12 protein-coding genes are annotated in these 25,960 nt (G+C 75.1%); 7 read left to right on the top strand and 5 right to left on the bottom strand.

Annotated features, from left to right (window positions below; genetic code table 11):
• Positions 1-13: 13 nt before the first annotated feature.
• The 6 genes from F7P10_RS03955 to F7P10_RS03930 all read left to right on the top strand — a co-directional run bounded on the left by F7P10_RS03955 (position 14) and on the right by F7P10_RS03930 (position 17,111).
• A complete protein-coding gene (locus F7P10_RS03955) occupies positions 14-1,402 on the top strand; it encodes an FAD-dependent oxidoreductase (RefSeq protein WP_151008124.1) in 1,389 nt (462 codons plus the stop codon).
• Between the two features lie 61 nt (positions 1,403-1,463).
• Positions 1,464-4,853 carry a DUF4132 domain-containing protein gene (locus F7P10_RS03950; protein WP_151008123.1) on the top strand — a complete coding sequence of 1,130 codons (3,390 nt, stop codon included), beginning with the start codon at positions 1,464-1,466 and terminating at the stop codon, positions 4,851-4,853.
• 129 nt (positions 4,854-4,982) lie between these two features.
• Positions 4,983-8,270 carry a DUF4132 domain-containing protein gene (locus F7P10_RS03945; RefSeq protein ID WP_151008122.1) on the top strand — a complete coding sequence of 1,096 codons (3,288 nt, stop codon included), beginning with the start codon at positions 4,983-4,985 and terminating at the stop codon, positions 8,268-8,270.
• A complete protein-coding gene (locus F7P10_RS03940; protein ID WP_151008121.1) occupies positions 8,267-11,617 on the top strand; it encodes a DUF4132 domain-containing protein in 3,351 nt (1,116 codons plus the stop codon). Before F7P10_RS03945 ends, F7P10_RS03940 begins: the two co-directional genes overlap by 4 nt.
• Positions 11,614-14,910 (top strand): DUF4132 domain-containing protein, encoded by a 3,297-nt coding sequence (locus F7P10_RS03935; protein ID WP_151008120.1) that lies wholly within the window; start codon positions 11,614-11,616, stop codon positions 14,908-14,910. Before F7P10_RS03940 ends, F7P10_RS03935 begins: the two co-directional genes overlap by 4 nt.
• A gap of 17 nt (positions 14,911-14,927) precedes the next feature.
• On the top strand, positions 14,928-17,111 hold the full coding sequence (locus F7P10_RS03930; RefSeq protein ID WP_151008119.1) for a DUF4132 domain-containing protein: 2,184 nt from the start codon (positions 14,928-14,930) through the stop codon (positions 17,109-17,111).
• Positions 17,112-17,118: 7 nt separating this feature from the next.
• Here the strand turns inward: F7P10_RS03930 and F7P10_RS03925 are convergent, their stop codons facing one another.
• Complete coding sequence (locus F7P10_RS03925; RefSeq protein ID WP_151008118.1) at positions 17,119-18,423, bottom strand: hypothetical protein; 1,305 nt, start codon at positions 18,421-18,423, stop codon at positions 17,119-17,121.
• A gap of 259 nt (positions 18,424-18,682) precedes the next feature.
• Here F7P10_RS03925 and F7P10_RS03920 point away from each other — a divergent pair, with 259 nt between their 5' ends.
• The gene (locus tag F7P10_RS03920; RefSeq protein WP_151008117.1) at positions 18,683-19,243 is read left to right on the top strand and encodes a Pycsar system effector family protein; all 561 of its coding nucleotides are present in this window, start codon (positions 18,683-18,685) and stop codon (positions 19,241-19,243) included.
• On the opposite strand, the gene F7P10_RS03915 is transcribed toward F7P10_RS03920, so the two are convergent.
• From F7P10_RS03915 to F7P10_RS03900, 4 genes are all read right to left on the bottom strand, one after another.
• The gene (locus tag F7P10_RS03915; protein ID WP_151008116.1) at positions 19,240-21,516 is read right to left on the bottom strand and encodes a hypothetical protein; all 2,277 of its coding nucleotides are present in this window, start codon (positions 21,514-21,516) and stop codon (positions 19,240-19,242) included. The genes F7P10_RS03920 and F7P10_RS03915 overlap by 4 nt on opposite strands.
• Positions 21,517-21,518: 2 nt before the next feature.
• Positions 21,519-23,288 carry an HSP90 family protein gene (locus F7P10_RS03910; RefSeq protein WP_151008115.1) on the bottom strand — a complete coding sequence of 590 codons (1,770 nt, stop codon included), beginning with the start codon at positions 23,286-23,288 and terminating at the stop codon, positions 21,519-21,521.
• Between the two features lie 4 nt (positions 23,289-23,292).
• Positions 23,293-25,617 (bottom strand): hypothetical protein, encoded by a 2,325-nt coding sequence (locus F7P10_RS03905; RefSeq protein WP_151008114.1) that lies wholly within the window; start codon positions 25,615-25,617, stop codon positions 23,293-23,295.
• 78 nt (positions 25,618-25,695) lie between these two features.
• Complete coding sequence (locus tag F7P10_RS03900; protein WP_151008113.1) at positions 25,696-25,950, bottom strand: hypothetical protein; 255 nt, start codon at positions 25,948-25,950, stop codon at positions 25,696-25,698.
• Positions 25,951-25,960: the final 10 nt, after the last annotated feature.

Genomic DNA, 25,960 nt, shown 5'->3' with positions numbered 1-25,960 from the left:
GAGGGCACGAACCATGGCGGGACGCGAACGCCTGCTGGTGATCGGCGGCGACGCGGCGGGGCTCAGCGCCGCCTCCCAGGCGCGCCGCCGCCGGGACGCCGCCGGCCTGGAGGTCGTCGCCCTGGAGCGCGGCCACCACGCGTCCTACTCGGCGTGCGGCATCCCGTACTACGTCGGCGGGGTCGTGGAGGGCGCCGACCGGCTCATCGCCCGGACGCCCGAGGAGTTCCGCGACCGCGACATCGACCTCCGGCTCTGCACCGAGGCCGTCGAGATCGACACCTCGGGCGGGCGCGTCCGCGTCCGGGACGTCGCGTCCGGCGCGGAGACGTGGGAGCCCTACGACCACCTCGTGGTCGCGACGGGCGCGGTCCCGGTGCGCCCGCCGCTGCCCGGCGCGGACGCGCGCGGCGTGCACGGGGTGCAGACGCTCGACGACGGCATCGCGATCGACCGCGCGCTGGACGCGGACGCCCCGAGCCGCGCGGTCGTCGTGGGCGGCGGGTACATCGGGCTGGAGATGGCCGAGGCGATGGTGATGCGCGGCCTGCACGTTACGCTCGTGGACGCGGCCGAGCAGCCGATGACCACCCTGGACCCGGACATGGGCGCGCTCGTCGCGGACGCGATGCGCGGCATCGGCATCGAGCTGCACCTCGGCGAGCCGATCACGGGTTTCGACACCGGCGCGGACGGGCGCGTCACGGCCGTCCGCACGGAGGCCCGCACGCTCCCCGCCGACATCGTGGTCCTCGGCCTGGGCGTCCGCCCGGGCAGCGACCTGGCGCGGGACGCCGGGATCGAGGTCGGCCCGACCGGCGGCATCGTCACCGACCGCCGCATGCGCACCCGCACCGAGCGCGTCTGGGCGGCGGGCGACTGCGTGGAGAACCGCCACCTGGTCTCGGGCGCGCCCGTCGCGATCCCGCTCGGCACCCACGCCAACAAGCAGGGCCGCGTCGCCGGGATCAACCTCGGCGGCGGCTACGCGACGTTCCCCGGCGTCCTCGGCACCGCCATCTCCAAGATCTGCCGCGTCGAGGTGGCGCGCACCGGCCTGAACGAGCGCGAGGCGGCCGCCGCCGGGTTCGCGACGCTCAGCGTCGCGGTCGAGTCCACGACCCGCGCCGGGTACCACCCGGACGCCACCTCGATGACCACCAAGCTCGTCGTCGAGCGCCGCTCGGGACGGCTGCTGGGCGCGCAGATCGTCGGCGAGGAGGGCGCGGCGAAGCGGGTGGACGGGCTCGCGGTGATGCTGTGGAACGGGATGACGGCCGAGCAGATGACCGGCCTCGACCTCGCGTACGCGCCGCCGTTCTCGCCCGTCTGGGACCCGGTGCTGATCGCCGCCCGCAAGGCCGCCGAGCGCGTCGAGCGGGACATGCACGCATCGGGCTGAGGATTCTTGATTGCGGGATTCCGGACGGCTTTGTCGGTGATCTCCCGTACGGTACGTCCTCATGATCGACACCACGGGGCCCGACGAGAACACGCTGGTCATGCCGGACGCGTGGCGTCGCGCGCGGCACCCGCGCCGGGACCGTCCGGACGTGCCGCCGGCGCCCGCGCCCGACGCGGCCGCCGCCGAGCGCGTGCGCTCCCTGGTGGACGCCGTCCGCGGCGACATCGAGCACATCCTCGGCCTGCCGGGCACCGCGCCCGACATCGCGGACGCCGCCCGCGCCCATCTGCGCGGCGAGCCGGACCCGCTCGGCGCGGCCGCGGTCGCGTTCGTCGCGGCCCCGCTGAACAAGCTGTCGGACTGGTCCGCTCCCCGTCCGGGTCTCCTCTTCATCGAGGCCATGGCCGCCGAGCACGGCGTCGCGTTCGCGGCCCGCGCCTACACCGAGTGGGCCGGGATCGCGGTCGACAACCCCGCGGTCTCGCGCCCCACCGGCTTCCCGGTGACGTCCACCCCGGAGCAGCTGCGGGCGATGACCATCCGCCGCCAGGACCCGTCCGAGGCGCTCTGCGACTGGTGGCTGACCCCGGACAGCGGCAGAGCGCTGCGCACCCGGCTCGCCGCCGCCCCCGACGACCTCTACGCCGAGGCGGTCGAGCTCATCGCGGGCGCCCGGCGCCACCCGCTGCAGAGGGTGGTCGCCGCCTACCTGGCGCCGACCCGCGAGGACTGGGTCGAGGAGCTGTGGGCGCGCCCCGGTGAGATCCCGTTCGATCACATCCGCGAATGGCCGGTCTTCTGCGCTCTCGGCCGCCCGCACCAGCCTGCGGCGCTCGGACGGCCGCTCGGCTTCGGCTGCGAGCGCGAGACCGTCGCGACCCTCATCGACGGCGTCGGCCCCGAGGCGGTCGTCCCGCTGCTGATCGAGGCACTGGACGGCCCGTACATCGGCACCACCGACGACGTCCGGCGAGTCCTCGACCTCCTCGTCGTGATGCCCCTGGACGAGGCGTTCCAGGCCCTCGTCGACCGGATCGGCGAGCGGGAGGTCGTCCCCGCACTGCTGACGGCCGCCCGCCGCTTCCCGAACCGCGCGATGCGGCTGCTACCGGGCGCGGCGGCGCCCCGGGCCGCCGGCCTGCTGTCCGCGCACGTCCGCGCGAACCCGGAGATCGCCGCGGAGGCAGCGCCCGGCCTTCCGGCCGAGCAGCGAACAAGGATCCGCGAGATCCTCGACGCGAACGTCCGCCTCCCGGCGGCCACGGATCTGCCGCCGCTGCTGACCGAGCCGCCGTGGACCCGTCCCCGCGAGAAGGCCAAGCCGGTCGTCATCGAGGACCTGCCGCTGCCCGGCGCACGCGCGGCCGTCTGGGGGCCCGGCGAACGCGACGCGTGGGCGGGGCGGCAGGCCGACCTCTGGGACCTGCGGGCGGACAGGGCCGACTTCGCCGAACTGGCCGCGAAACTCGCTGCGGGCCGCGCCTCCTTCTGGTTCGAGGGGCCTCTCCTGTTCCTCAGGGGGCCCGAGGAGATGGGGCGTCCGCTGCTGGAGTGCTGGGAGCCGGGCGATACATGGGAGGCCCACGAGTGGCTGCCGCCGCTCATCGCCCGCCACGAGACCCACGCCTGCGCTCCCGCACTGGCCGTCGCGCGACGTGACCCGGCGTCGTTCGGGCCGTGCCTGCTGCCGCTGCTGTCCGACGGGATCGCGCGGACGATGGCCGACTGGCTCGTCCGGCTCAAGGCCGGTGGCCGGGTGGCCCGTGCCTGGTTCCGCCGTCACGGAACCGCCGCCGCGCCCTCCCTCGTCCCGGACGCGCTGGGCAAGGCGGGGCCCGCGCGGCGCGCGGCCGAAGCGGCCCTGCGGCTCATCGCCGACCGGCACGGACCGGACGCGATCGTCGAGGCGGCGCGCGTGCACGGCCCGAAGGCCGCCGGGGCGATCGAGGTGCTGCTGGCCGCCGATCCGTTGGACGATCTGCCCAAGAACGTCCCGTCCGTGGATTGGGCGGAGCCGCGCGCGCTCCCGCAGATCCTGCTGCGTGACGGGACGTGCGCGCTCCCGGACGAGTCGGCGGGGCACGTCCTGACGATGCTGGCGATGTCGAAGCCGGACGACGCGTACGCGGGCGTCCACGTCGTCCGGGACCTGTGCGACCGAGGCTCGCTCGCCGAGTTCGGCTGGGCGCTGTTCCGCTGGTGGGAAACGTGCGGCGCGCCCTCCAAGGAGGGCTGGGCGCTCTCCCAGCTGGCGCTGACCGGTGACGACGAGACCGTCCGCCGCCTCGCGCCCGTGATCCGGGCGTGGCCGGGGGACGGCGGTCACGCCAAGGCCGTGAACGGCCTCGACGTCCTCGCCGCCGTCGGCACCGAGACGGCCCTGATGCAACTGCACTCGATCTCGCAGCGGGTGAGGTTCAAGGGGCTGAAGACCCGCGCGCAGGAGAAGATCCGGGAGGTCGCGGCCGAACTCGGCCTCTCCGCCGAGCAGCTCGCGGACCGCGTCGTCCCGGACCTGGGCTTGGACGAGGCCGGGACGCTGACGCTCGACTACGGTCCGCGCCGGTTCGTCATCGGGTTCGACGAGGTGCTCAGGCCGACGATCACCGACGGGGACGGCAGGCTCCGCAAGTCGCTGCCGAAACCGGGCGCCAAGGACGATCCCGACCTGGCACCCGGTGCCTACAAGCGGTTCTCGGGCCTGAAGAAGGACGCCCGCACCGTCGCGGCCGACCAGCTCGCCCGCCTCGAAGCCGCGATGGTCACCGGCCGCCGCTGGTCGGTCGCCGAGTTCCGCGACCACCTCGCCGGGCACCCCCTCGTCGGTCATCTCGTCCGCCGCCTGGTGTGGCTCGCCTGCCGGACGGACGGGGACGGCCCGGCGTTCCGCGTCGCCGAGGACGGCACGTTCGCCGACGCGCACGACGACACCGTCACCCTTCCCGGCACCGCCCACGTCCGCCTCGCGCATCCCGTCCACCTGGGGGACGAACTGAAGGCGTGGGCCGAGCTGTTCGCCGACTACGAGATCCTGCAGCCGTTCGAGCAGCTCGCGCGGCCCGTCCGCACCCTCACCGGCGACGAGAGCGACGGCGGCCGGCTGCCCCGGTTCGAGGGCCTGCGGGCCCCGATCGGCGAGCTGCTCGCCCTGACCCGGCGCGGCTGGGAGCGCGGGGCGCCGATGGACGCCGGTATCGAGCACTGGATCTCCCGGCCGCTCCCCGGCGGACGTCACCTCGTCCTCGGCATCACCCCCGGCATCGTCATCGCGATGCCCGACGAGAGCGGCGACCAGACCCTCACCGACGTCCGGCTCGCCGCGACCCCCGGCGAGTACAGGCCGTCCCAGCTCGCGTCACTGCGCCTCGGCGACCTCGACCCCGTGACCGTCTCCGAGATCCTCGCCGAACTCGACCGCCTGACCACCCGCGCGGAGCCGGCCCGATGACCGGCGAGAGCACGTTCGCCATGCCGCCCGCGTGGAAGCGCGCCAGGCATCCGCGCCGCGACCGCCCCGCCGTCCCGAACTCCTCGACGACTTCGCTTCACTGACCTCTGCGACGAACGGATCTCCCCGGTGACCGACGAGAACACGCTGATCATGCCGGACGGCTGGCGCGACCTGGTGCATCCGCGCCGGGACGGCCGGTGGGCGCCCGAGCCGCTCGCGCCCGACGCGGCCGCCGCCGCGCGCGCCCGCGGCCTCGTCGAGGAGAAGCGCGCGGAGATCGAGACGGTTCTCGGGCATCCGGGGACGGCGCCCGACATCGCCGAGGCCGGGCGCGCGCAGCTGGCCGGGGAGCCGAACCCGCTCGGGGCCGCGGCGGTCGCGTTCGCCGCCGTCCAGACGGTCGGCAAGGAGAAGCCGTCCGGCCTCGGTCCCGAACTGCTCTTCGCCGAGGCGCTCGCCGCCGACCACGGCGTCGCGTTCGCCGCGCACGCCTTCACGGAACTGTGCGGAATCGTGCTCGCGGGCCCCGGGGAGGACGGCGTGTACGGCGCCCGCCATCGGAACCACCCCGCGATGTACACCACCAAGGGGTTCAGCCGGGACGCCGCGCGGGCCCTGCGCGCCCGTCTCGCGGCGGCCCCCGACGACGAGTACGCCGAGGCCGCGGAGCGGTTGGAGGGCGCCCGCCGCCACGACTGGCAGCGCGCGGTGGCCGCGTACCTCGTGCCGACCCGCGAGGACTGGGTCGAGGACCTGTGCGCGAGCACGCCCGATCTGCCGGAGCGTTTCAGCCATTCCGAGGAGTGGCTGCTGTACTGCGCGTTCGGGCGGCCGCACCAGCTCGCGGTGATGGGGCGGCGGACGGGCCGGGTGTACGGACGGGACGTCCTCGCGTCGCTCATCGACGCCCTCGGCCCCGAGGCCGTCGTGCCGCTGCTGACCGCGGCCCTGTACGACGGATCGAACGGCTACCAGGTCCCCCTCGAGTTCCTCGCCGCGCTGCCCGATGACGAGGCGTTCCAGGCACTCGTCTCCAAGGCGGGCCGACCCCACGTCCTCGATGCCCTGCGGACCGCCGCCGGCCGCTTCCCCGCCCGTGCGGTGCGGGTCCTGTCGGCCTCCACCGCGCGACTGGCCGCGGACGTGCTGTCCGAGCACGTCCGCGCGAACCCCGCCCTCGCCGAGGAGGTCGCGCGCGACCTTCCGGCCGGACGGCGGGCGAGGATCCGGGCGATGCTCGATCGGCACCCGGCGTCCGCGGACCTGCCTCCGCTGCTGACCGAGCCGCCGTGGGCGCGGGACCGTCCCAAGGCGAAGCAGGTCGTCATGAAGGACCTGCCCGCACCCGGGATGCGTGCGGTCGTCTGGGCGCCCGGCGAGCGCGACGACTGGGCGGGACGCACGCCGGCCCGCTGGGCACGGCGGGCCGGCGAGATGGACGCCGAGGAGGCCGCGAAGGTCGTGGCGGGAACCAGCAACTGGGCCTACGGCCTGGAGATCCTGCTCCTCGCCGGCCCCGAGGATCTCGCTCGTCCGCTCCTGAAGGGCTGGGAACCCGCCAGACTCTGGGAGGTGGCCGACTGGCTGCCCTCGCTCGTCGCCCGCCACGAACTGGAGGCGTGCGACCCCCTCCTGTCGGTCGCCCACCGCGACCCGGCCCGTTTCGGGCACTGCGCGCTGCCCCTGCTCACCGATGAGATCGCCCGGATGATGGCCGACTGGCTCGTCCGCCTCAAGACGGCGGGGAAGACGGCCCGCGCGTGGTTCGCCCGGCACGGCGCCGCAGCCGCCCCGGCGCTGATCCCGGACGCGCTCGGCAAGGCGGGCCCCGCCCGCCGCGCCGCCGAACACGCCCTCCGGTTCGTGGCCGAGCAGCACGGCGCGGACGGCGTCGTCGACGCGGCCCGCGTCCACGGCGACAAGGCGGCCACGGCGATCGAGGCGCTGCTGGCCGCCGACCCCCTCGACGACCTGCCCAGGAAGGTCCCGGCCGTCGACTGGGTCGACCTGCGCCTTCTCCCGCAGATCCTGCTGCGCGACAAGGAGCACGCGCTCCCCGACGACGCCGTCCGGCACGTGCTGACGATGATGGCGATGTCCAGACCCGGTGACGCGTACGCCGGTGTGGAGGTCGTCCGGGAGCTGTGCGATCCGTCGTCGCTGGCCGGGTTCGGGTGGGCCCTGTTCCGCCGGTGGGAGTTCGACGGCGCTCCGTCCAAGGAGAACTGGGCGCTCACCCAGCTCGCGCTCACCGGCGACGACGAGACCGTCCGCCGCCTGACCCCGGTGATCCGGGCGTGGCCGGGCGACGGCGGCCACGCCAAGGCGGTGACCGGACTGGACGTGCTCGCCGCGATCGGCACCGACACCGCTCTCCTCAACCTGCATTCGATCTCGCAGCGGGTGAAGTTCAAGGGGCTCAAGGCGCGGGCGCAGGAGAAGATCGAGGAGCTCGCGGCGGAACTCGAGCTCTCCGCCGAGCAACTCGCGGACCGGCTCGTCCCCGACTTCGGCCTGGACGCGTCGGGCGCGCTGGCGCTCGACTACGGGGCGCGCCGGTTCGTCGTCGGGTTCGACGAGATGCTCCGCCCGACCGTCGCCGACGAGGACGGCACGCCGCGCAAGGCCCTGCCGAAGCCGGGGGCGAGCGACGATCCCGAACTGGCCCCCGCCGCGTACAAGCTGTTCTCGGGGTTGAAGAAGGACGTGCGCGCGGTCGCGACCGACCAGCTCGCACGGCTGGAGTCGGCGATGGTGTCGCGGCGCGCCTGGCGGGTCGCCGAGTTCCGCGAGTTCCTCGCCGGCCACCCGCTCACCGGGCATCTCGTCCGCCGCCTGGTGTGGCGGGCCCTCGAAGGCCCGGACGGGACGGACGGTCCGGCGTTCCGCGTCGCCGAGGACGGCACGTTCGCGGACGCCGCCGACACGACAGTCACCCTCCCGGGGGACGCGCGGGTGCTCCTCGCGCATCCCGCCGACCTGGGCGACACCCTGCCCGCCTGGTCGGCCCTGTTCGCCGACTACGAGATCCTGCAGCCGTTCGAGCAGCTGACCCGCCCCGTCCACACTCTCACCGATGGTGAGCGCGGCGCCGCGCGCCTGGAACGCTTCGAGGGCGTGAAGGTGAACGTCGCCGACCTGCTCGGGCTGACCCGGCGCGGCTGGGAGCGCGGCGCGCCGATGGAGGTCGGTCGCGAGCACTGGATCTCCCGGCCGCTTCCCGGCGGCCGGGAGCTCGTCGTCGGCTTCGAACCCGGCTTCCCCGTCGGCGACCCCCACGAGATGGACGAGCAGGTCCTCGTCGAGGTCGCGGTCCGCCCGGAAATCCGCCTCGGCGACGTCGACCCCGTGACCGTCTCCGAGACCCTCGCCGATCTCGTCCGCCTGACCGCGCACCCGGAGGCCGCACGATGACCGACGAGAACACGCTGACCATGCCGGACGCCTGGCGCCGCGTGCTGCACCCGCGCCGCGACCGCCCGCCCGTCGCGGCGCCGCCCGCGCCCGACCGGGCCGCCGCCGCCCGCGTCCGCGCCCTCGTGGACGAGAAGCGCACCGAGATCGAGGAGATCCTCGACCTGCCCGGTAACGAGCCGGAGGTCGCCGAGGCGGCCCGCGCACACCTGCGCGGCGACGCGACCCCGCTCGGCGCCGCCGCCGTCGCGCAGGTGTCCGTCGTGCTGCACGGCTTGCACCGCGACGGGGGAGACCGCCTGTTCACCGACGCGTGGCTCACCGGGCACGGCGCCGCGTTCGCCGCGTGCGCCCTCGCGGACATCGGGGCGATCCGCGCCGTGGCCGAGGTCGCCGCCCCCTCCGGGCGCGGGGCCGCGCGACGGCGGGGGACCGGCGGGCTGGACTGGACGGGCGTCCGGTGGCGCCGTGCGGGTGACGCGCGGCTCGACTGGTGGATCGAGCGGGGTACCGTCCGGCGGGTGCGCGCCCACCTGGCCGCCGCCCCCGACGACGTCTACACCGGCGCGGTCGAGGGGCTCGCGGAGAACCGCGGCCACCATCTCCGGCGGTTGCTCGCCGCGTACCTGGCGCCGACCCGTCAGGACTGGGTCGAGGAGCTGTGCGCGGATCCCGGCTACGCGGGGACCGAGCACTCCCCGGACCGTTGGATGCTGTTCTGCGCCCTGGGCGGCGCGCACCAGCCCGCCGCGCTCGGCCTGCCGCTCGACTACAACGACCGCGACCTCGACGTCCTCGCCTCACTCGTCGACGGGGTCGGCCCCGAGCCCGTCGTCCCGCTCCTCCTCGACGCCCTGGACGACGTCTACGTCTCCGCGGACCAGCTCCGCACCGTTTCCGGCGTCCTGGCGGCACTGCCCTTCGACGGCGCGTTCCAGGCGATCGTCGAGCGGGTCGACCGTCCGGGCGTCCCGCCCGCCCTGCTCGCCGCCGCCCGCCGGTTCCCGGCCCGCGCGATGCGGCTGCTCCCGGAGGCCGGCGGCACCCGCGCCGCCGACCTGCTCGCCGGGCACGTCCGGGCCAACCCCGGTCTCGCGGAGGAGACGCTCCCGGCGCTCTCCGGCGGGGCGCGGGAGTCGGTCCGGGGGATCCTCGACGCGAGCAGGCGGGTGCCGTACACGACGGTCCTGCCGCCGCTGCTGGCCGAACCGCCGTGGACCCGTCCCGTGAAGAAGGCGAAGCCCGTCGTGATCAAGGGGCTGGCCTCGCCCGATACCCGCGCGACCGCATGGGAGCCGGACGAGCGCGCGGAGTGGGCGTCCCGCGCCGCGCACCTGTGGCGGTGGGCCGACCGGCTCGATCCCGACAAGCTGGCCGCGCGGTTCGGCAAGCTCCCCGGCCACCAGCAGGTCGTGGTCGTCGCGCGGGGCGGCGAGGAGGCCGTCCGCCCGCTCCTCGCCGGATGGGAGCCCCCGGTCGTCTGGGACGAGGGCGAGTGGATGCGGGCGATCATCGGGCGCTTCGAGCTGGACGCGCACGACCCCGCGCTGATCGTCGCCCGCGGCAATCCGGCCGTCCTGGGCGGGCTCCTGATGCCGCTGCGCAGCGACGAGATCGCGCGGACGATGGCGGACTGGCTCGTCCGCCTCAAGACCGCCGGGAAGACGGCCCGCGCCTGGTTCGGGCGGCACGGCACGGCCGCCGCTCCGGCGCTGGTCCCGGATGCGCTGGGCAAGGCGGGGCCCGCGCGACGCGCGGCCGAGCACGCGCTCCGGCTGATCGCCGGCCGGCACGGCGCGGAGCCGGTCGTCGCGGCGGCGCGCGTCCACGGCGACGAGGCCGCCGCCGCGGTCGCGGCGCTGCTGGCCGCCGATCCGCTCGAGGCCCTCCCGGCGAAGATCCCGGCGGTCGACTGGGCCGATTCGAGCGTCCTCCCGCAGATCCTCCTTCGCGACCGGCGGCACGCTCTCCCGGACGCCGCCGCCGCGCACGTCCTGACGATGCTGGCGATGTCGAAGCCGGACGCCCCGTACGCGGGTGTCGGCGTGGTGCGAGAGCTGTGCGACCCCGAGTCGCTGGCCGAATGGGGGTGGGCGCTGTTCCGCTGGTGGGAGCTGTGCGGCGCGCCGTCCAAGGAGAACTGGGCGCTCACCCAGCTCGCACTCACCGGTGACGACGAGACCGTCCGGCGGTTGACCCCGGTGATCCGGGCGTGGCCGGGCGAGGGCGGGCACGCGAAGGCCGTCCTCGGGCTGGACGTGCTGGCCGCGATCGGCACCGACACCGCCCTAATGCACCTGCACACCGTCGCGCAGCGGGTGAAGTTCAAAGCCCTGAAGACCCGCGCCCGGGAGAAGATCGAGGAGGTCGCGGCCGAACTCGAGCTGACCGCCGAGCAGCTCGCCGACCGGCTCGTCCCGGACTTCGGGCTGGACGCGTCCGGCACCCTCACGCTCGACTACGGCCCCCGCGCCTTCACGATCGCCTTCGACGAGCGGCTCAAGCCGACCATCACCGACGACACGGGGAAGCCGCGCAAGGCGCTGCCCAAGCCGGGTGCCAAGGACGATCCCGAGCTGGCGCCCGCCGCCGCCAAGCGGTTCGCGGCCCTGAAGAAGGACGTGCGGACGGTCGCGGCCGACCAGCTCGCCCGTCTGGAGCAGGCGATGGTCGACCGCCGCCGGTGGCCCCTGGCCGAGTTCCGCGACCTGCTGGCCGGTCACCCGCTGCTCCGGCACCTCGTGCGCCGCCTGGTGTGGACGACCGACGGCGGGCCCGCGTTCCGCGTCGCCGAGGACGGCACCTTCGCCGACGCCTCCGACGACACGGTCGTCCTGCCGGACGGCGCCCGCGTGGGCGTCGCGCACCCGCTCGACCTCGGCGATGACCTGGCGGCCTGGTCGGAGGTGTTCGCCGACTACGAGATCCTGCAGCCGTTCGCGCAGCTCGCCCGGCCCGTCCACGTCCTCACCGGCGAGGAACGGGACGCCGGGAACCTGGCGCGGTTCGAGGGGGCGAAGGTCGCGTCCGGCGCCGTGCTGGGCCTGGTGAAGCGGGGCTGGGAACGCGGCGAGCCGCAGGACGCGGGTGTCGAGGTGTGGATCTCCCGCCGCGTCGGCCCGAAGCGGCACCTGGTCATCGCCCTCGATCCCGGCATCCCCGTCGGGTCGCCGGACCTGCTCGGCGACCAGGTCCTCACCGATGTCCGGCTCGCCGAGCGACCCGGCGACCACTTCTGGCGGACCGAGGCGCCGTCCGGGCGCTTCGGCGACCTCGACCCCGTCATCGCCTCCGAGGTCCTCGCCGACCTGACCCACCTCACCGAATCGAACGGAGCGTCCCGATGAGCGACGAGAACGCGCTCCGCGCCGGGGACGCCCGGCACCCGCGCCGCGACCGCCCCCACGTTCCGGAGCCGCCCGCGCCCGACCCGGCCCTCGTCGCGCGGGCGGGCTCGCTCGTGGACGGTGCCCGGGACGGCATCGAGGGCGTGCTCGCCCTCGCCGGGACCGATCCGGACGTCGCCGAGGCGGCCCGCGCGCACCTGCGCGGCGACGCGAACCCCCTCGGCGCCGCCGCCGTCGCGCACGTCACGGGCGTCCTGCGGAACCTGCACCGCTCGCCGGAGGAGTCCCCGTTCCCGCATGCCTGGACGGCCGAGCACGGCCCGGCCTTCGCCGCCGCCGCGTTCATGGAGATGGGCGGCATCCTCGCCGACGCCACGTTCCACCGGTCCGACTGGCGCTGGGCGGGCGTCCGGCGGCGGAACCCGGACGAGGCATGGGGCGGCTGGTGGCTGCAGGCGGAGGACGCGCGCCCGTTGCGCGCCCGGCTGGCCGCCGCGCCGGGCGACGTGTACGCGGAGGCGGTCGAGGGGCTCGCCGGGCGGCGCGGCCACGGGCTGCAGCGGCTGATCGCCGCGTACCTCGCGCCGACCCGGGAGGACTGGGTCGAGGAGCTGTGCGCGAATCCCGGCCCGGCCGCGACCGACCACTACTCCGAGCGGTGGCTGCTGTTCTGCGCGCTGGGAGCGCCGCACCAGCCCGCCGTGCTGGGCCTGCCGCTCGCGCACCGCGACCGCGGCCCTGATGTCCTGCTGACGCTGGTCGACGGCGTGGGCCCGGAGGCGGCGACGCCGCTGCTCGCCGAGGCCCTGGATGCCCAGTACGCCCAGGGCCAGGGGGCCGGGTGCATCCCCGAGGTCCTCGGCGGGCTGCCCGTGGACGGCGCGTTCCGCGCCCTCGTCGAGCGGATCGACCGTCCGGGCGTCCCGCCCGCGCTGCTCGCCGCCGCCCGCCGGTTCCCCACCCGCGCGGTGCGGCTGCTGGCCGGGACGGGCACCGCGCGGGCCGCCGACCTGCTGGCCGCGCACGTCCGGATGGGCCCGGACCTGGCGGAGAGCATGCTGCCCGAGCTTCCCGCCGAGGCGCGCCGCACGATCCGCGCGACGCTCGACGCGTGCGCGTCCCGGCCGCCCGCACCGGACCTGCCGCCCCTGCTGACCGAGCCGCCGTGGACCCGCCCGGGGACGAAGGCCAAGCCCGTCGTCATCAAGGACCTGCCCCTGCCCGGCACGCGGGCCGTCGCCTGGGCTCCCGGCGAGCGCGAGGAGTGGACGGCGCGGCGGCCCCGCTTCGGCCCGTACGGCCGTGACCTGGAGCCCGCGAAGGCCGCCGCGCGGTTCGCGGCCGGGACGCTGGCGAACTACGAGGCGCACGCCCTGTTCGCGCTGGGCCCGGACGAACTGGTGCGTCCGCTCCTCGCGGGGTGGGAGCCCGATCCGTGGAACGCCGAGGACTGGCTGCCGCCGATCGTCGGGCGCTTCGAGACGGACGCCGCCGGCGCCGCCCTGTCCGTCGCCCGCCGGGACCCCGCCCTGCTGGGCGGGATGCTGCTGCCGCTGCTGGACGACCGGATCGCGCGGACGATGGCGGACTGGCTCGTCCGGCTGAAGAGCGCCGGGAAGACGGCCCGCGCCTGGTTCGGGCGGCACGGCACGGCCGCCGCTCCGGCGCTGGTCCCGGACGCGCTGGGCAAGGCGGGGCCCGCGCGGCGCGCGGCCGAGCACGCGCTGCGCCTGATCGCCGACCGGCACGGCCCGGACACGGTGGTCGAGGCGGCGCGCGCACACGGGGACGAGGCCGCCGCCGCGATCGGGACGCTGCTGGCCGCCGACCCCCTCGACACCCTGCCCAAGAAGATCCCGTCCGTGGGGTGGGTGGAGATCCGGGCGCTTCCGCCGCTCCTGCTCCGCGACCGGACGCACGCTCTCCCCGACGACGCCGTCCGGCACGTCCTGACGATGCTGGCCATGTCGAACCCGGACGACGTCTACGCGGGCGTCCACGCGGTGCGGGAGCTGAGCGACCCGGACTCGCTGGCCGAGTTCGGGTGGGCCCTGTTCCGCTGGTGGGACGTGTGCGGCGCGCCGCCCAAGGAGAACTGGGCGCTGACCCAGCTCGCGTCCACCGGCGACGACGAGACCGTCCGGCGGCTGACCCCGGTGATCCGGGCGTGGCCGGGCGAGGGCGGGCACGCGAAGGCCGTCCTCGGGCTGGACGTGCTGGCCGCGATCGGCACCGGCACGGCGCTCATGCACCTGAACTCCATCTCCCAGCGGGTGAAGTTCAAGGCGCTGAAGAAGCGGGCGCAGGAGAAGATCGGGGAGGTCGCGGCCGGGCTCGAGCTGACCGCCGAGCAGCTCGCCGACCGGCTCGTCCCGGACTTCGGGCTGGACGCGTCCGGCACCCTCACGCTCGACTACGGGCCGCGCCGGTTCGTCGTCGCCTTCGACGAGCAGCTCAGGCCGACCATCACCGACGACACGGGGAAGCCGCGCAAGTCGCTGCCCAAGCCGGGTGCCAAGGACGATCCCGAGCTGGCGCCCGCCGCCGCCAAGCGGTTCGCGGCCCTGAAGAAGGACCTCCGCGCCGTGGCGTCCGACCAACTCGCCCGCCTCGAACGCGCGATGGTCGATCGCCGCCGGTGGACGCCCGCCGAGTTCCGTGAGCTTCTCGTGGCCCACCCCTTGCTGCACCATCTCGTGCGCCGCCTGGTGTGGACGACCGACGGCGGGCCCGCGTTCCGCGTCGCCGAGGACGGCACGTTCGCGGACTCCTCCGACGACACGGTCACCGTGCCGGACGGTGCCCGCGTGGGCGTCGCGCACCCGCTGGACCTCGGCGGCGACCTCCCCGCCTGGACGGAGCTGTTCGCCGACTACGAGATCCTGCAGCCGTTCGTGCAGCTCGCCCGGCCCGTCCACGCCCTCACCGGCGAGGAGCGGGCGGGCGCCCGCCTGGACCGCCTCGACGGCCTGAAGGTCCCGCCCCGCGCCGTGCTCGGGCTGGTGGGCCGGGGCTGGGAGCGGGGCGCGCCGCAGGACGCGGGCGTCGAGGCGTGGATCTCCCGCCGCGCCGGCACCCGCCGGTTCGTCGTGATCGACCTCAGCCCCGGCATCACCGTCGACCTCCCGGACGAGTTCGGCGACCAGAGTCTCGGCGTGCGGATCACCGAACACCCGGAGGACCGCTACTTCGGGCGGGACGACTCCGGATCCCTGACGTTCGGCGATCTCGATCCCGTCGCCGCGTCCGAGATCCTCGCCGACCTCGACCACCTGGCCGCCTCCGCCCGCTGAAAGGACGACGAACGACCATGCCCCCGAAGCTCCCCGAGGCCCTCACCGACCCGCCCTGGCTGCGCAAGCCGAAACGGCCCGCGGACTGGAAGGCCGTCACCATCGCGGGCCTGGAACCCCCGCCCGGACGCCGCGTCCGCTGGGCGCCCGGCGAGCGCGAGGACTGGCTCGGCCACCCCGTCCGGGCGGACGAGGCCTACTGGCGGGCGGAGATCGACCGGCACTTCGGGAAGGACCGGGGGGCGGCCTTCCAGCAGGCCGACGTGCTCGTGCACGCGCCCGAGCACCTGGCCCGTCCCCTGCTCCCGCAGTTCGCGCCCCGCGAGGACCAGAGCCTCCATCACTGGCTGCAGCCCCTGCTCGCCCGGTTCGAACTGGACGTCTGGGACCTCGTCGTCCGGATGGCCGGGGCACGTCCGACCCGCAACGGGTGGCCCGTCGTCCCCCTGCTGGGCGCCGACACGGCACGCCTGGCGGCCTACTGGCTGTACAAGCTGAAGACGGCGCGGCACCTCGCCGAGGCGTGGTTCGAGCGGCACGGCCCGCTCGCCGCCGGGTACTACCTGGTGCCGGACGCCCTCGGCGCCGCGGCCGCGCCCCGCCGGCAGGCCGTCAACGCGCTCCGGCACGTCGCCGGCATGGACCCCGACCTGGTCGTGCGCGCCGCCCGCAGGTACGGGGAGGAGGCCGCCGCCGCCGTGGTGCGGATGCTCGCGGATGCCCCGGCGGGGACGTTCGCCCCGGCCGTGCGGCCGACACCGCCGCCGCCCTACCCGAAGTGGGCCGACGCCGACGCCCTGCCCCGTCCGGTCCTGCGAGAGGACGGTACGGCGCTCCCCGCCGCCGCCACCCGCAACCTCGTCCACATCCTCGCGATGGACGACGGAATGCCGGACGACTATCCGGGTGTCGGCGAGGCCGTCGACGAGGTCGAGGCGATCTGCGAGCCGCCGTCCCTCGCCGCGTTCACGGCGGCGCTGTTCGAGGCGTGGCGCGCCGCCGGGTACCCGGCCGGGGGCGAGTTCGTCCTGTCCGCCCTCGCCCGGTGCGGGGACGGCGCGGCCGTCGGCCTCCTCGGGCCCCTGCTGCCGCACTGGTCGCCCGACGACGAGTGGCGGCGCGTTTCCCTGGGGATGCGGGTCCTCGCCGCGATCGGCGGCGAGGAAGCGGCCGTGCACCTGCACGACCTCGCCCGCTCTCCGCATCGCGGCGTCCGGTACCACGCCTGGAGGCACCTCGAGGCGGTCGCCGCCGACCTGGACCTGACCGCCGACCGGATCGCGGACCGGCTCGTCCCGTCCCTCGGGCTGGACGCGTCCGGCACCCTCGACCTCGACTACGGCCCGCGCCGGTTCACGGTCGGGTTCGACGAGCAGCTCAGGCCGTTCGTCACCGGCGAGGACGGCCGCCTCCGCAAGGCGCTCCCCAAACCGGCGGCGCGCGACGATCCGGCCCGCGCCGCCGCCGCCCGCGAACGCTTCACGGCGCTCAAGCGGGACGTCCGGGGCGTCGCCCGCGAGCAGCTCGACCGCCTGGAGGCGGCGATGCTGGACGGCCGCCGCTGGGTGCCCGCCGATTTCCGCGAGCACCTCGCCGGGCATCCCCTCCTCCGGCACATCGTCCGCCGCCTGGTCTGGCGGATCGTGGACGGCCCCGCGTTCCGCATCGCCGAGGACGGCACGTTCGCGGGCGTCGACGATGACGCCGTCGCGGTCCCGGACGCGGCCGAGATCGCGCTCGTCCACCCGGTGACCCTCGGCGCGGACGAGGCCGGAGCCTGGGCCGCGCTGCTCGCCGACTACGAGATCCTGCAGCCGTTCCCGCAGCTCGGACGCCCCGTCGTCGCGCTCACCGGCGCAGAGCGGGAATCCGACCGCCTGGCCCGGCTGGAGGGCGCGGTGCTGCCCGCCGCCGCCGTCCGCGCCCTGCTCCGAGGCGGCTGGCGCTGGCCCCCCGAATACCAGGGCCCCACCCGCACCCGGCTCTGGCGTGCCTTCGGCGACCACCGCTACCTCGTCGTCGACTTCGCCCCCGGCCTCCGCGACGCCGATCCGGAGCGGGACGAGGCGCAGACGATCCGCGGCGTGCGGGGGACCACGGACAGCCGCGCGGACCCGGGCGACGCCCGGTACCGCCTCGGCGACCTCGACCCGGTCGCCCTCTCCGAGGCCCTCACCGCCCTGCTCGCCCGCATCGGCTGACCGCAGGTCAGGCGAACCGCGAGCTGCGCACGGGCCCGGGGGACCGGACCGGCTCCCTGGGCCCGCCGAGCCACGCCGCCCGCGCCGCCGCGACCAGCGCCGCCGGTGCGCCGTCCGGGTCCGGCGGGGCCGCGGCGTCGCCCCCGTCCCGGTCCGGTTCGGCCCGGACGATCTCGGCGGCGACCTCCTCGGCGGGCCGCGCGTCCGGCTCGGTCCGCGCCACCTCCCCGTCCGCGCCCGCGCGCAGCCCCGCGCCCCACGGCGGGACGACCACCTGGTGCAGCAGCCCGCTCACGTCCGCGGTGATCGGCGGCGGCGACGTCCAGCAGGTGGCGTGCTCGAACAGCACCTGCCCCTCGGCCCGCTCCCACAGCCCGGCGAGCACCTCGCCGTCCGCGTCGTTCAGGTCGTAGGCGACGACGAGCGCGCCCGGCCGTCCGGGCTCGACCGGCCCGGCCGGCAGCCCGAACAGCTCCGCGACGGCCAGCCCCAGGATCGCGCTGGAACGGTCGGGCAGCGGCGCCACCCGATCCGGCCGCACCCCGGCCGCGTCCAGCACGAGCCGCAGCCGCTCGATCATGAGCCGGCACTGCCCGTAGCCGTCCCCGAGGTAGGCGAAGCGGCCGGTCATCCCGGCGTCGAACCCGTGCGGCGACAGCGACAGCAGCACCGTCCCGCCGATCGCGAACTGCCAGCCCCGCAGGTCCAGCTCGTCCAGCGGCGACACCGGACGGACGGCCCGCGCCCGCGCGAGCATCCGCTCCAGCCGCTCCCCGGCGGGCGTCCACGTCTCGTCCGGTGCGGGCAGCGCCCCCGCCGTCTCCTCGGCGCGCGCGACGTCCCCGGACAGGAACGCGTTGTAGGCCAGGAGGTAGCGGTCGGGCCACGGCTCCAGCAGCGCCGCGTGCGCGTCCAGCGCCGCGACCGCCTCCGCGTGCCGGTGGTCGTCCTCCAGCGCGGAGACCAGCTCTCGCACGAGCCCCAGCTCGCCGGGCTGGAGCTCCAGCGCCGCCCGCAGCGCCGGGACGGCCAGCGTCGCCACGCCGCGCTCGACGCACGCGTACCCGAAGTCGTACAGCTCCTGCGCCCCCGGTTCCCGGCTCCGCCCGCCGCGGCCGAACCGCCCGCGCCGTCCGCCGGTCCCGGCCACGGCCGCCGCGGCCTCCCGCAGGTCGTCGAACCCGGACGCCGCGGCCGCCCCCTCGAGCAGCCGCGCCAGTTCCCGGAGGTCCATCTCCTCGGCGTTCGCCCGCAGGTGCCGCAGCAGCCCGGGGATGTCGCCGTCGTCGAGCAACGCCTGCGGATCGTCCATGACCGCGCACCCTACTGCCCGGCGCTCCCAGAGATCACCGCATTTTCCCCACCTCGGGACGCACCGGCCCGGCGAGGGTTCGGGCGACGGCCCGCGCGGCAGCGACCCGTGCTCCGCAAGCACGGGTCGGGAACCCGTGCAGATCACCGTATCGACCCCATATCGGGGCGTACTTACCGAATGGGCATATAGCCGTTCCTTGCGGGGTCCGATGCCTCCGCGTCGACGTCTCACGAACACGGGGCGACACGGAGGCGAGATGACGCAGACGTCGGAGCAGGGCACGTCGGATCGGTATCTGGGCGGACCGGAAGGCGAGCGTGAGCAGTCATTCGAGATGTACGCGTGGCGCGTGCACCAGGCGCTGCACGACTGGACCGCCAAGGTGGACGCGAAAGCCTCGGTGATCCTCACGCTCGAAACCGCGATTCTGGGGCTCATCGTCGCCTTCGCGCAGTCGGGAAAGCGGCTCGAACGCCTCACGACCCTGGAGACGTGGACGTTCGCCGCCGGGCTCGTACTGCTGGTGGCCGCGATCCTGCTGGCCGGAGCGGCGGTCTTCCCGCAGCTCAACCGGCGGGACGCGCGGCGCAACTGGCGTAGCAACTACGTCTACTTCGGTCACCTGCGCCGCTGGAGCCCGGAGGAACTCGTGGTCGCGCTCGGAGACGGGGACGAGCGGCGAAACAAGCTCGTCCTCAGCACGCAGCTCATCGCCCTCTCCAAGATCATTTGGCGCAAGCACTCCTTCCTGCAGTACTCGATGGGGCTGGTGGTCGCCGGGAACGTCGCGGTTTGGGTGCCGCTCCTGTTCGGCTAAGGGGCGGTGTCGGCCAGGGCCCGGGCGGTGCGGGTGTGGAAGGTGGTGCCGAGGACCTCCTCCCAGCGGTGCGCGAAGACGCCGAGGTAGTCGCGGCACGACGCGCCCATCCGGGCGAAGCTCCAGCCGTCCTCGGGGTCGCAGCACTCGTCGGCCGGCCACGTCCACGTCTCGTCGCGGCCGGCCGCCACGAGCCGCTCGCACACGCGGACCGCGCCCGCGTACGTGCGCAGGAGGTCGAACTCGAAGTCCTCGTCGTCCCTGATGTGGAACAGGTCGAGGGTCCGCAGGAGGATGTCCCGGCCGTGCTCCAGCGCCCCCGTCTCCGCACAGAACAGCAGGTGCGCGCCGACCCCCGCCGCACCGGACGCCGTCCGGTAGGTGCGCTCGTGCACCCGCAGCGCCTCGTCCGCGCGGCCCGCACGCAGGAGGGCGGGCAGCAGCAGGTCCGCGCGCTCGTCGCCGGCGTCCAGGAGCGGCGCCATCGCGGCGAACGCCTCCTCGTCGCACCCCAGGTCCAGCCACCAGCGGACGCTCCGCAGCGTGTGCTCGCGTCCGGCGTACCGCTCGGCGTGCGGCAGCGCGCGGAACTCCGCCTGCGCGGCCCGCAACGCGTCCGCGTCGCCGGACCGCGCCGCCGCCTCCGCCCGGTACCACCGGATGTGGTGCAGGTCGTCGGTGCCGGGACGGCAGCGCGGCTCCAGCCGGTCGAGGAGGTCGCGGATCTGCCGCAGATGCGGACCGGTGCGGGCGAGGACCCGCCCGAGCGCGACGGGCACCGCCCGCCACAGCGCGGCCGTCCGCTCCGCGCCGAACAGCTCGGGGCGCTCGCCGTGCAGCCGGAACAGCTCCTCCAGCGTCGAGAAGAGGTCGCGCCGCCACAGTTCGAGGCGCTCGGAGAGAAGGTCGTCGAGCAGCGCGAACCGGGCGTCCACCAGGACGTCCGGGACCCCGCCCACGATCGCGTTCTGCACCACCCGCTGCGTCCGGCCGATGCGCACCCGGTTCTTCTCGATCATCCGCGCCCGGTCGAGCTCGCGCCGCAGGCCGCCGGCGTCGGTGAGGTCAAGGTGCGCGGCGGGCGGGGGAGCGGCGTCCTGCGCGGGAGGCGACACGGGCGCCGGCAGTTCGAGGCGGTCGACGACGGGTTCGGCGCGGATCAGCGCCTCGATCCGCTCGGGGAGATGCGTGCTGCCGTCCTTCTCGCCGATGTCGCGTGCCAGGTTGACCGCCGTCCACCGCAGTTGCTCGCCCAGCTTGGCGTAGGTGATCAGCGGCAGGTAGTCGCAGTCGGGATCGTCGCAGTCGCACGGCCAGAACCATTCCCGGTCGAGCCCCAGCGCGCAGACCCGCCGGCACAGCAGCGCCGCCGCTGCCGCCGTCCACATGTGGACGGCGTAGCGGCCGTCGAGCCCGATCCGCCCGAGGTTCCGGTGCAGGACGTCCATCCCGCGTTCCTCGTTGCCGGTGCGGGCGCAGAACTCCAGCTGCGCGGCGACGTCCTCGTACGTCAGCCCGGGGAGCGCGTACGTCCGCTGGTGCGCCGCTACCGCCTCGTCGAACCGTCCGGTGTGCAGGTACGGCATCAGCAGACCGGTCTCGTAGGCGTTGCCCTCGCTCACCGGGATGTGCCCCGCCACCACGGGCGCCAGCGCCGTGACCGCGAGGTCGTACCGCTCCAGCCGCGTCCACATGAGCGCGTGGGCGCCGGCGTGGCCGTCGGGGACGAAGTGCTCCTCCGGCATCCCCTGGACGTGCAGCCGCCCCCACAGCCGCTCGACCTCGGCGACGTTCCCGCGGCGCGCCTCCAGGTCCATGCGGGTGTCGTCGAGCGCGTACCGCGACCAGCGCCGCGTCGGCGGGCAGTACCGCTCCAGCTCGTCGATCAGCCGGTGGACCCGGTCGGCGGGCTCGACGTCCATCCGCACGTACCAGTCCAGCACGTTGTACAGCTGCGTCCACATGGCCGTGACGTGCGCGGGACTGTAGCGGTGCGGTTCGGCGTGCCACATCAGCAGGGCCGCGCGGAGCACGCCGAGGGCCTCGCCCATCACCTCCCTGGAGTGCGCCTTCCAGTTCTTCGAGCGCAGCGCGTACCCGTAGTCGACGCGGACCTTGAACAGCATCTCCGGGTCGCCGAGCGCCTCGGCGTCGGCCAGCACCGCCTCCATCGCCGCGACGAACCGCTCCTTGCCGCCGCCCGGCTTGCCCGGCTCCACGTCCCACGCCGCGCCGAGCCGCCGCCGCAGTTCCGCCCTGTCGAGCGCGGTCACCGTCAGCCCTCCCGGACGGCGTGCTCGACCAGCCCGAGGAACGCGCGGTTCACCCCGGCCACGTCGTCCGGCCGCAGCGGGCGGTTCCCGGTCAGCAGCGCGTACCCGTGCATCGCCTCGACCGACAGCTCCACGACCCGGACGTTCGCGGTGCTGGTCAGCCGCGCCACGATCGGGTTGCGGTGGTTGAACACCAGCCGCGGCCCGTCCTTCTCCTTCTCGCCGGGATCCATGAACTCCGCCCAGACGCCGTCCGCCTCGCCGCCGTGCCCGCCCGGCGCGCCCTGCAGGTACAGGACGGGCAGCGACGCGGGGGAGAACGACCGCAGCAGCGGCTCGCACCCCCGCCCGGCCAGGGTCCGTCGCGCGGTCTCCAGGAAGTCGCGGGCGGCGAACTCCACGCCCGGTCCCACCGGGTCGAGCCGCGTCGCCAGCTCCGACGTCTCCAGCCTGCCGACGTCCAGGTCCGGGTCCAGCCGCCGCAGCCGGTTCAGGATCTCGGTGTGGTAGGTGTAGCCGCCGTTGACCAGGGCGATGCCCTGCGCGGCGGCGATGCCCGACAGCTGCCGGAACTCCTCGACCCGCGGCGTGTACCGGATCGTGCGGTGCCGCGCCCGCAGCTCGGCGAGCGTGAGGTTCCCCTCGCTCGTCTCGAACGGGACCTGCTCGTCCACGATCCGCAGCATCTCGACGTCGTGCACCGCCAGCGCCATGACCCCGCGGTAGTGCACCGCCAGGAACTCCCGCATCCGCGCGGGGTCCGTCGCCGCGAGCCGCACCAGCCAGGACCGTAGCGCGTCCCCGAGCCGCTCCCGCGTCACCGCCAGCAGCTCGTCGTCGTACAGCTGCTCCCGGCTCGCCGTCGGCCGCAGCTCTCCGGCGTCCAGGACGCACCGGACGAAGAACGCCCACTCCGGCAGGACGCCCTCGACCCGGTCGCCCAGCAGCATCCGCTTCAGGTAGACCCGATGCGTCGCCCGCTCGCTCGGGTTGCTCTCGTACGGCAGGACGAACGCCGCGCCGCGCAGCCCCGCCTCCGGCACCGCCAGCTCGACGGCGTCGAACGGCACCGCCCCCAGCACCCGCGTCCCGTACCCGAGCAGCTCCTCGCGTCCCCGCTCCCACGGCGGCGTCGCCTCCGTGACCCGCTCCCCGTCCACCCGGACGTCGTAGGGCAGCATCGCCCCGTAGTGCCGCACCAGCTCCCGCACCGTGGACGCCTCGAGCCAGTGCCCGAAGTCCCGGCGGGCCCGCAGCACCACGGTCGTCCCGGCCTCGTCCCGCTTCCCCGGCTCCACGGTGTAGTGCCCGTCCGCGTGGCCCCGCCACACGACCGCCGGGGCGTCCGGCTCGGCGGCGCTGCGCGTCACGACCTCGATCTCGTCGGCGACGAGGAAGCACGACAGCAGCCCGATCCCGAACTGGCCGAGGAAGTCGTGCCGCGCCAGCCCCAGCTCGTCCCGCTTGGAGGAGTTCCCGATCGTCGCGAGCAGCTCGTGCACCTGCGGCTCGGTCAGCCCGATCCCGGCGTCGTGGACCCGCAGCTCCCCGTTCCCGGTCTCGAACCGGATCGGCGCCGTCCCGTCCGCGGCGCCCGTCCCGCCCGCCCCGTCCGTTCTCGAGCCCCGGGCGGTCATCGCGTCCACCGCGTTCTGCAGCAGCTCCCGCACGTACACGCGCGGGCTGCTGTAGAGGTGCCGGCTCAGCAGATCGACGATCCCGCGCAGATCGACGTTGAAGTTCTTCGCCCCCGTTGGCCCCTGACTCGTCATCACCTCACTGAGATGGACGGATCCCGCCTCCGGTTCCGCCGTCGACCGCCCGCGTGTGGAAGGTCGTACCGAGGACCTCTTCCCAACGGCGGGACTCGTCGCGGACGGATTTCCGGAGCGCCTTCGCCAGCCGCGCGTAGGTCCAGTCGTGCTCGTCGGGGCAGCACTCGTCGGCGGGCCAGGTCCAGTTCCCGGTGTATCCGGCGTTCGCCAGGAGTTCGCATATCCGGGCGCCGGCGGCGTACAGGCGCATGTCCGCGAACGTGAAGTCGTCGTCTTCGTCCGAGCCGTGAAAGAGGTCGATGACGCGGTGGAGGATCTCCCGCCCGTGTTCGAGGAGTCCGGTTTCCGCGCAGTAGTGCAGGTGGGCGGTGACCTCGGGGGGCCCGGACGCCGCCGCGCGGGTGCGCTCGTGCAGCGCGCGGGCCTCGGCCGTCCGGCCGGCGCGCAGGTAGGCGGGCAGTAGGAGGTCCTCGCGGTCGTCGCCCGGGAGCGCCGCCATCGCCTCGATCGCGTCCTGATCGCAGCCGAGGTCGAGCCACCACCCCACGGCACGCAGGACGTTCGCGCGGCTCGCGTACCGCTTCACGTCCGGGAGGTCGCGGAACCGGGCCCAGGCGGCGCGGGTCGCGTCGGCGTCGCCGGACCGGGCGGTGGTCTCGGTGCGGAACCAGCGGACATGGTGCGCGTCCTCGGTGCCGGGGCGGCAGTGACGCTCGGCCGCGTCGAGGAGCCCGTGGACCTGCCGGAGGTGCGGACCGGGCCGGGTGAGCGCCTCGTCCAGCACGACCGGGACGGCCCGCCACAGCGCGTCGAGCCGCCCCGGCTCCGCCGGGACCGCCCGCTCGTCGAGCATCCGGAACAGCTCCCGCAGCATCGAGAACCGGTTCCTGCTCCAGCCGCGCCAGCCCAGCTCCAGGAGGTCGTCCAGCGACCGGAGCCGGGCGTCGGCGAGCACGTCCGGCGCCCCGGCCGCCAGCGCGTTCTGCACCACCCGCTGGGTCAGCACGATCCGCGGCCTGCGCAGTTCCATCGCCCGAGCCCGGTCGAGTTCCGCGCGCAGGCCGTCCGCGTCCCCGGCGTCCAGGTGAGCGGACGGCGGCGGGACGGCCGGGGGCGCGGCCGGTCCGGCGTCCGGCGGCAGCTCGAGGCGCTCGATCAGCGGTTCCGCGTGGATCAGCGCGTCGATCCGCTCCCCGGCGAAGGACGTCCCGTTCAGCCTGTCCAGGCGCCGCCCGAACCTGATCGCCCGCCAGCGCAACTGGGCGCCGAGCTCCGCCCAGTTGCAGAGCGCCGGGTCGTCGCAGCCGGGATCGTCGCACCCGCAGGGCCAGACCCATTCGCGGTCGATGCCCTTGGCCGCGGCCCGCAGGCACAGCAGGGCCGCCGCCGCGGCCGTCCACACCTCGACGACGTACTGGCAGCGGTACCCGAACCGGTGCAGGTTGCGATGCAGGACGTCCAGGCCGCGTTCCTCGTTGCCGGTGCGGGCGCAGAACTCCAGGTGCGCGGCGACGTGCTCGAGCTTCATGTCCGGCAAGGTGTAGGTGCGCTGGTGCACCGCGACCGCCTCGGCCACCCGCCCGGTGTGCAGGTACGGCATGAGGAGGTCCTCCTCGTACACGCGGGCGCCCTTCCGCACGGGCATCCGCCCCGCGAGCAGGGGCGCCATCGCCTCGATCGCCCGCTCGTGGCGGCCCAGCAGCGTCCACATGGTCGCGTCGGTCCCGGCCACGCCGTCGCGGAAGAAGTGCTCCGTCGGGACGTCCCGCATGCGCAGCCCGCGCCAGATCCGGTCGACCTCGGCGGCGTCGCCGCGGCGGGCCGCGATCTTCATCCGCGCGGTGTCGAGCGCGTACCGCGCCCCGGTCCGGGTGGGCGGGCAGTACCGTTCCAGCTCGTCGATCAGCCGGGCCACCCGGTCGGCGGGCTCGGGATGGAACCGGATGTACCAGTCGAGGAGCCGGTAGAACTGCGTCCACATCGCCGAGACGTCGCCTTCGCCGTGCCGGTGCGGCGCCTCGTGCCACATCAGCAGGCACTTCCGGAGGACCGCGAGCCACCGGGAGGTGAGCTCCCGGGAGTGCTTCTTCCAGCCCGAGATGCTCAGCGAGTAGGCGTACTCGATGCTGATCTTGAAGAGGATCCCGGGCTCGCCGTAGGCCTCCGCGTCCGCGTGCAGGGCCTCCAGGTCGGCCAGGTAGCGTTCCTTGTCGCCGCCGGGTTCGCCCGGGGCCAGCTTCCGCACCGCCTTGTAGCGCCGCCGCAGCTCCTCCGTGCTCCCCGCCGCCGCTTCCGGTCCCGTCCGCTCTCGCCGATCGCTCGCCACCCGATTCAGATGCCCGCCCGCCCCTCCCGGTTCCACGCCTCCCGGCGGGCGTGCCCGCCGGGAGGCGGGCGGGCCGGCTCACCGCCGTTCGAGGACCAGGTCGCAGGTCGATTCGAGCTCCTGCCCAGCTGTGAGGTGCAGGTGCGACCCCGGGGTCACGCCGTCCTGTGCGAGCGTCAGCAGGTGCCGTGCCAGGGAGATCAGCCCCTCACGGTTGGCGGCGACGACGACCTCGCCCGCCTCGGCCGAGACGGAGATGTCGTACCCGTCCTCCCACCCGAACGCGAGTCCCCGCTGGGGGGACGGGGCCTCCACGTTGATCGTCCATCGCATCGCGTCGCTC

Origin of the sequence: Actinomadura sp. WMMB 499 (assembly GCF_008824145.1) — a bacterium.
GTDB lineage: Bacteria > Actinomycetota > Actinomycetes > Streptosporangiales > Streptosporangiaceae > Spirillospora.
The sequence above is the reverse complement of the archived record's forward strand: the minus strand, read 5'-3'. Positions and strand labels throughout refer to the sequence as shown.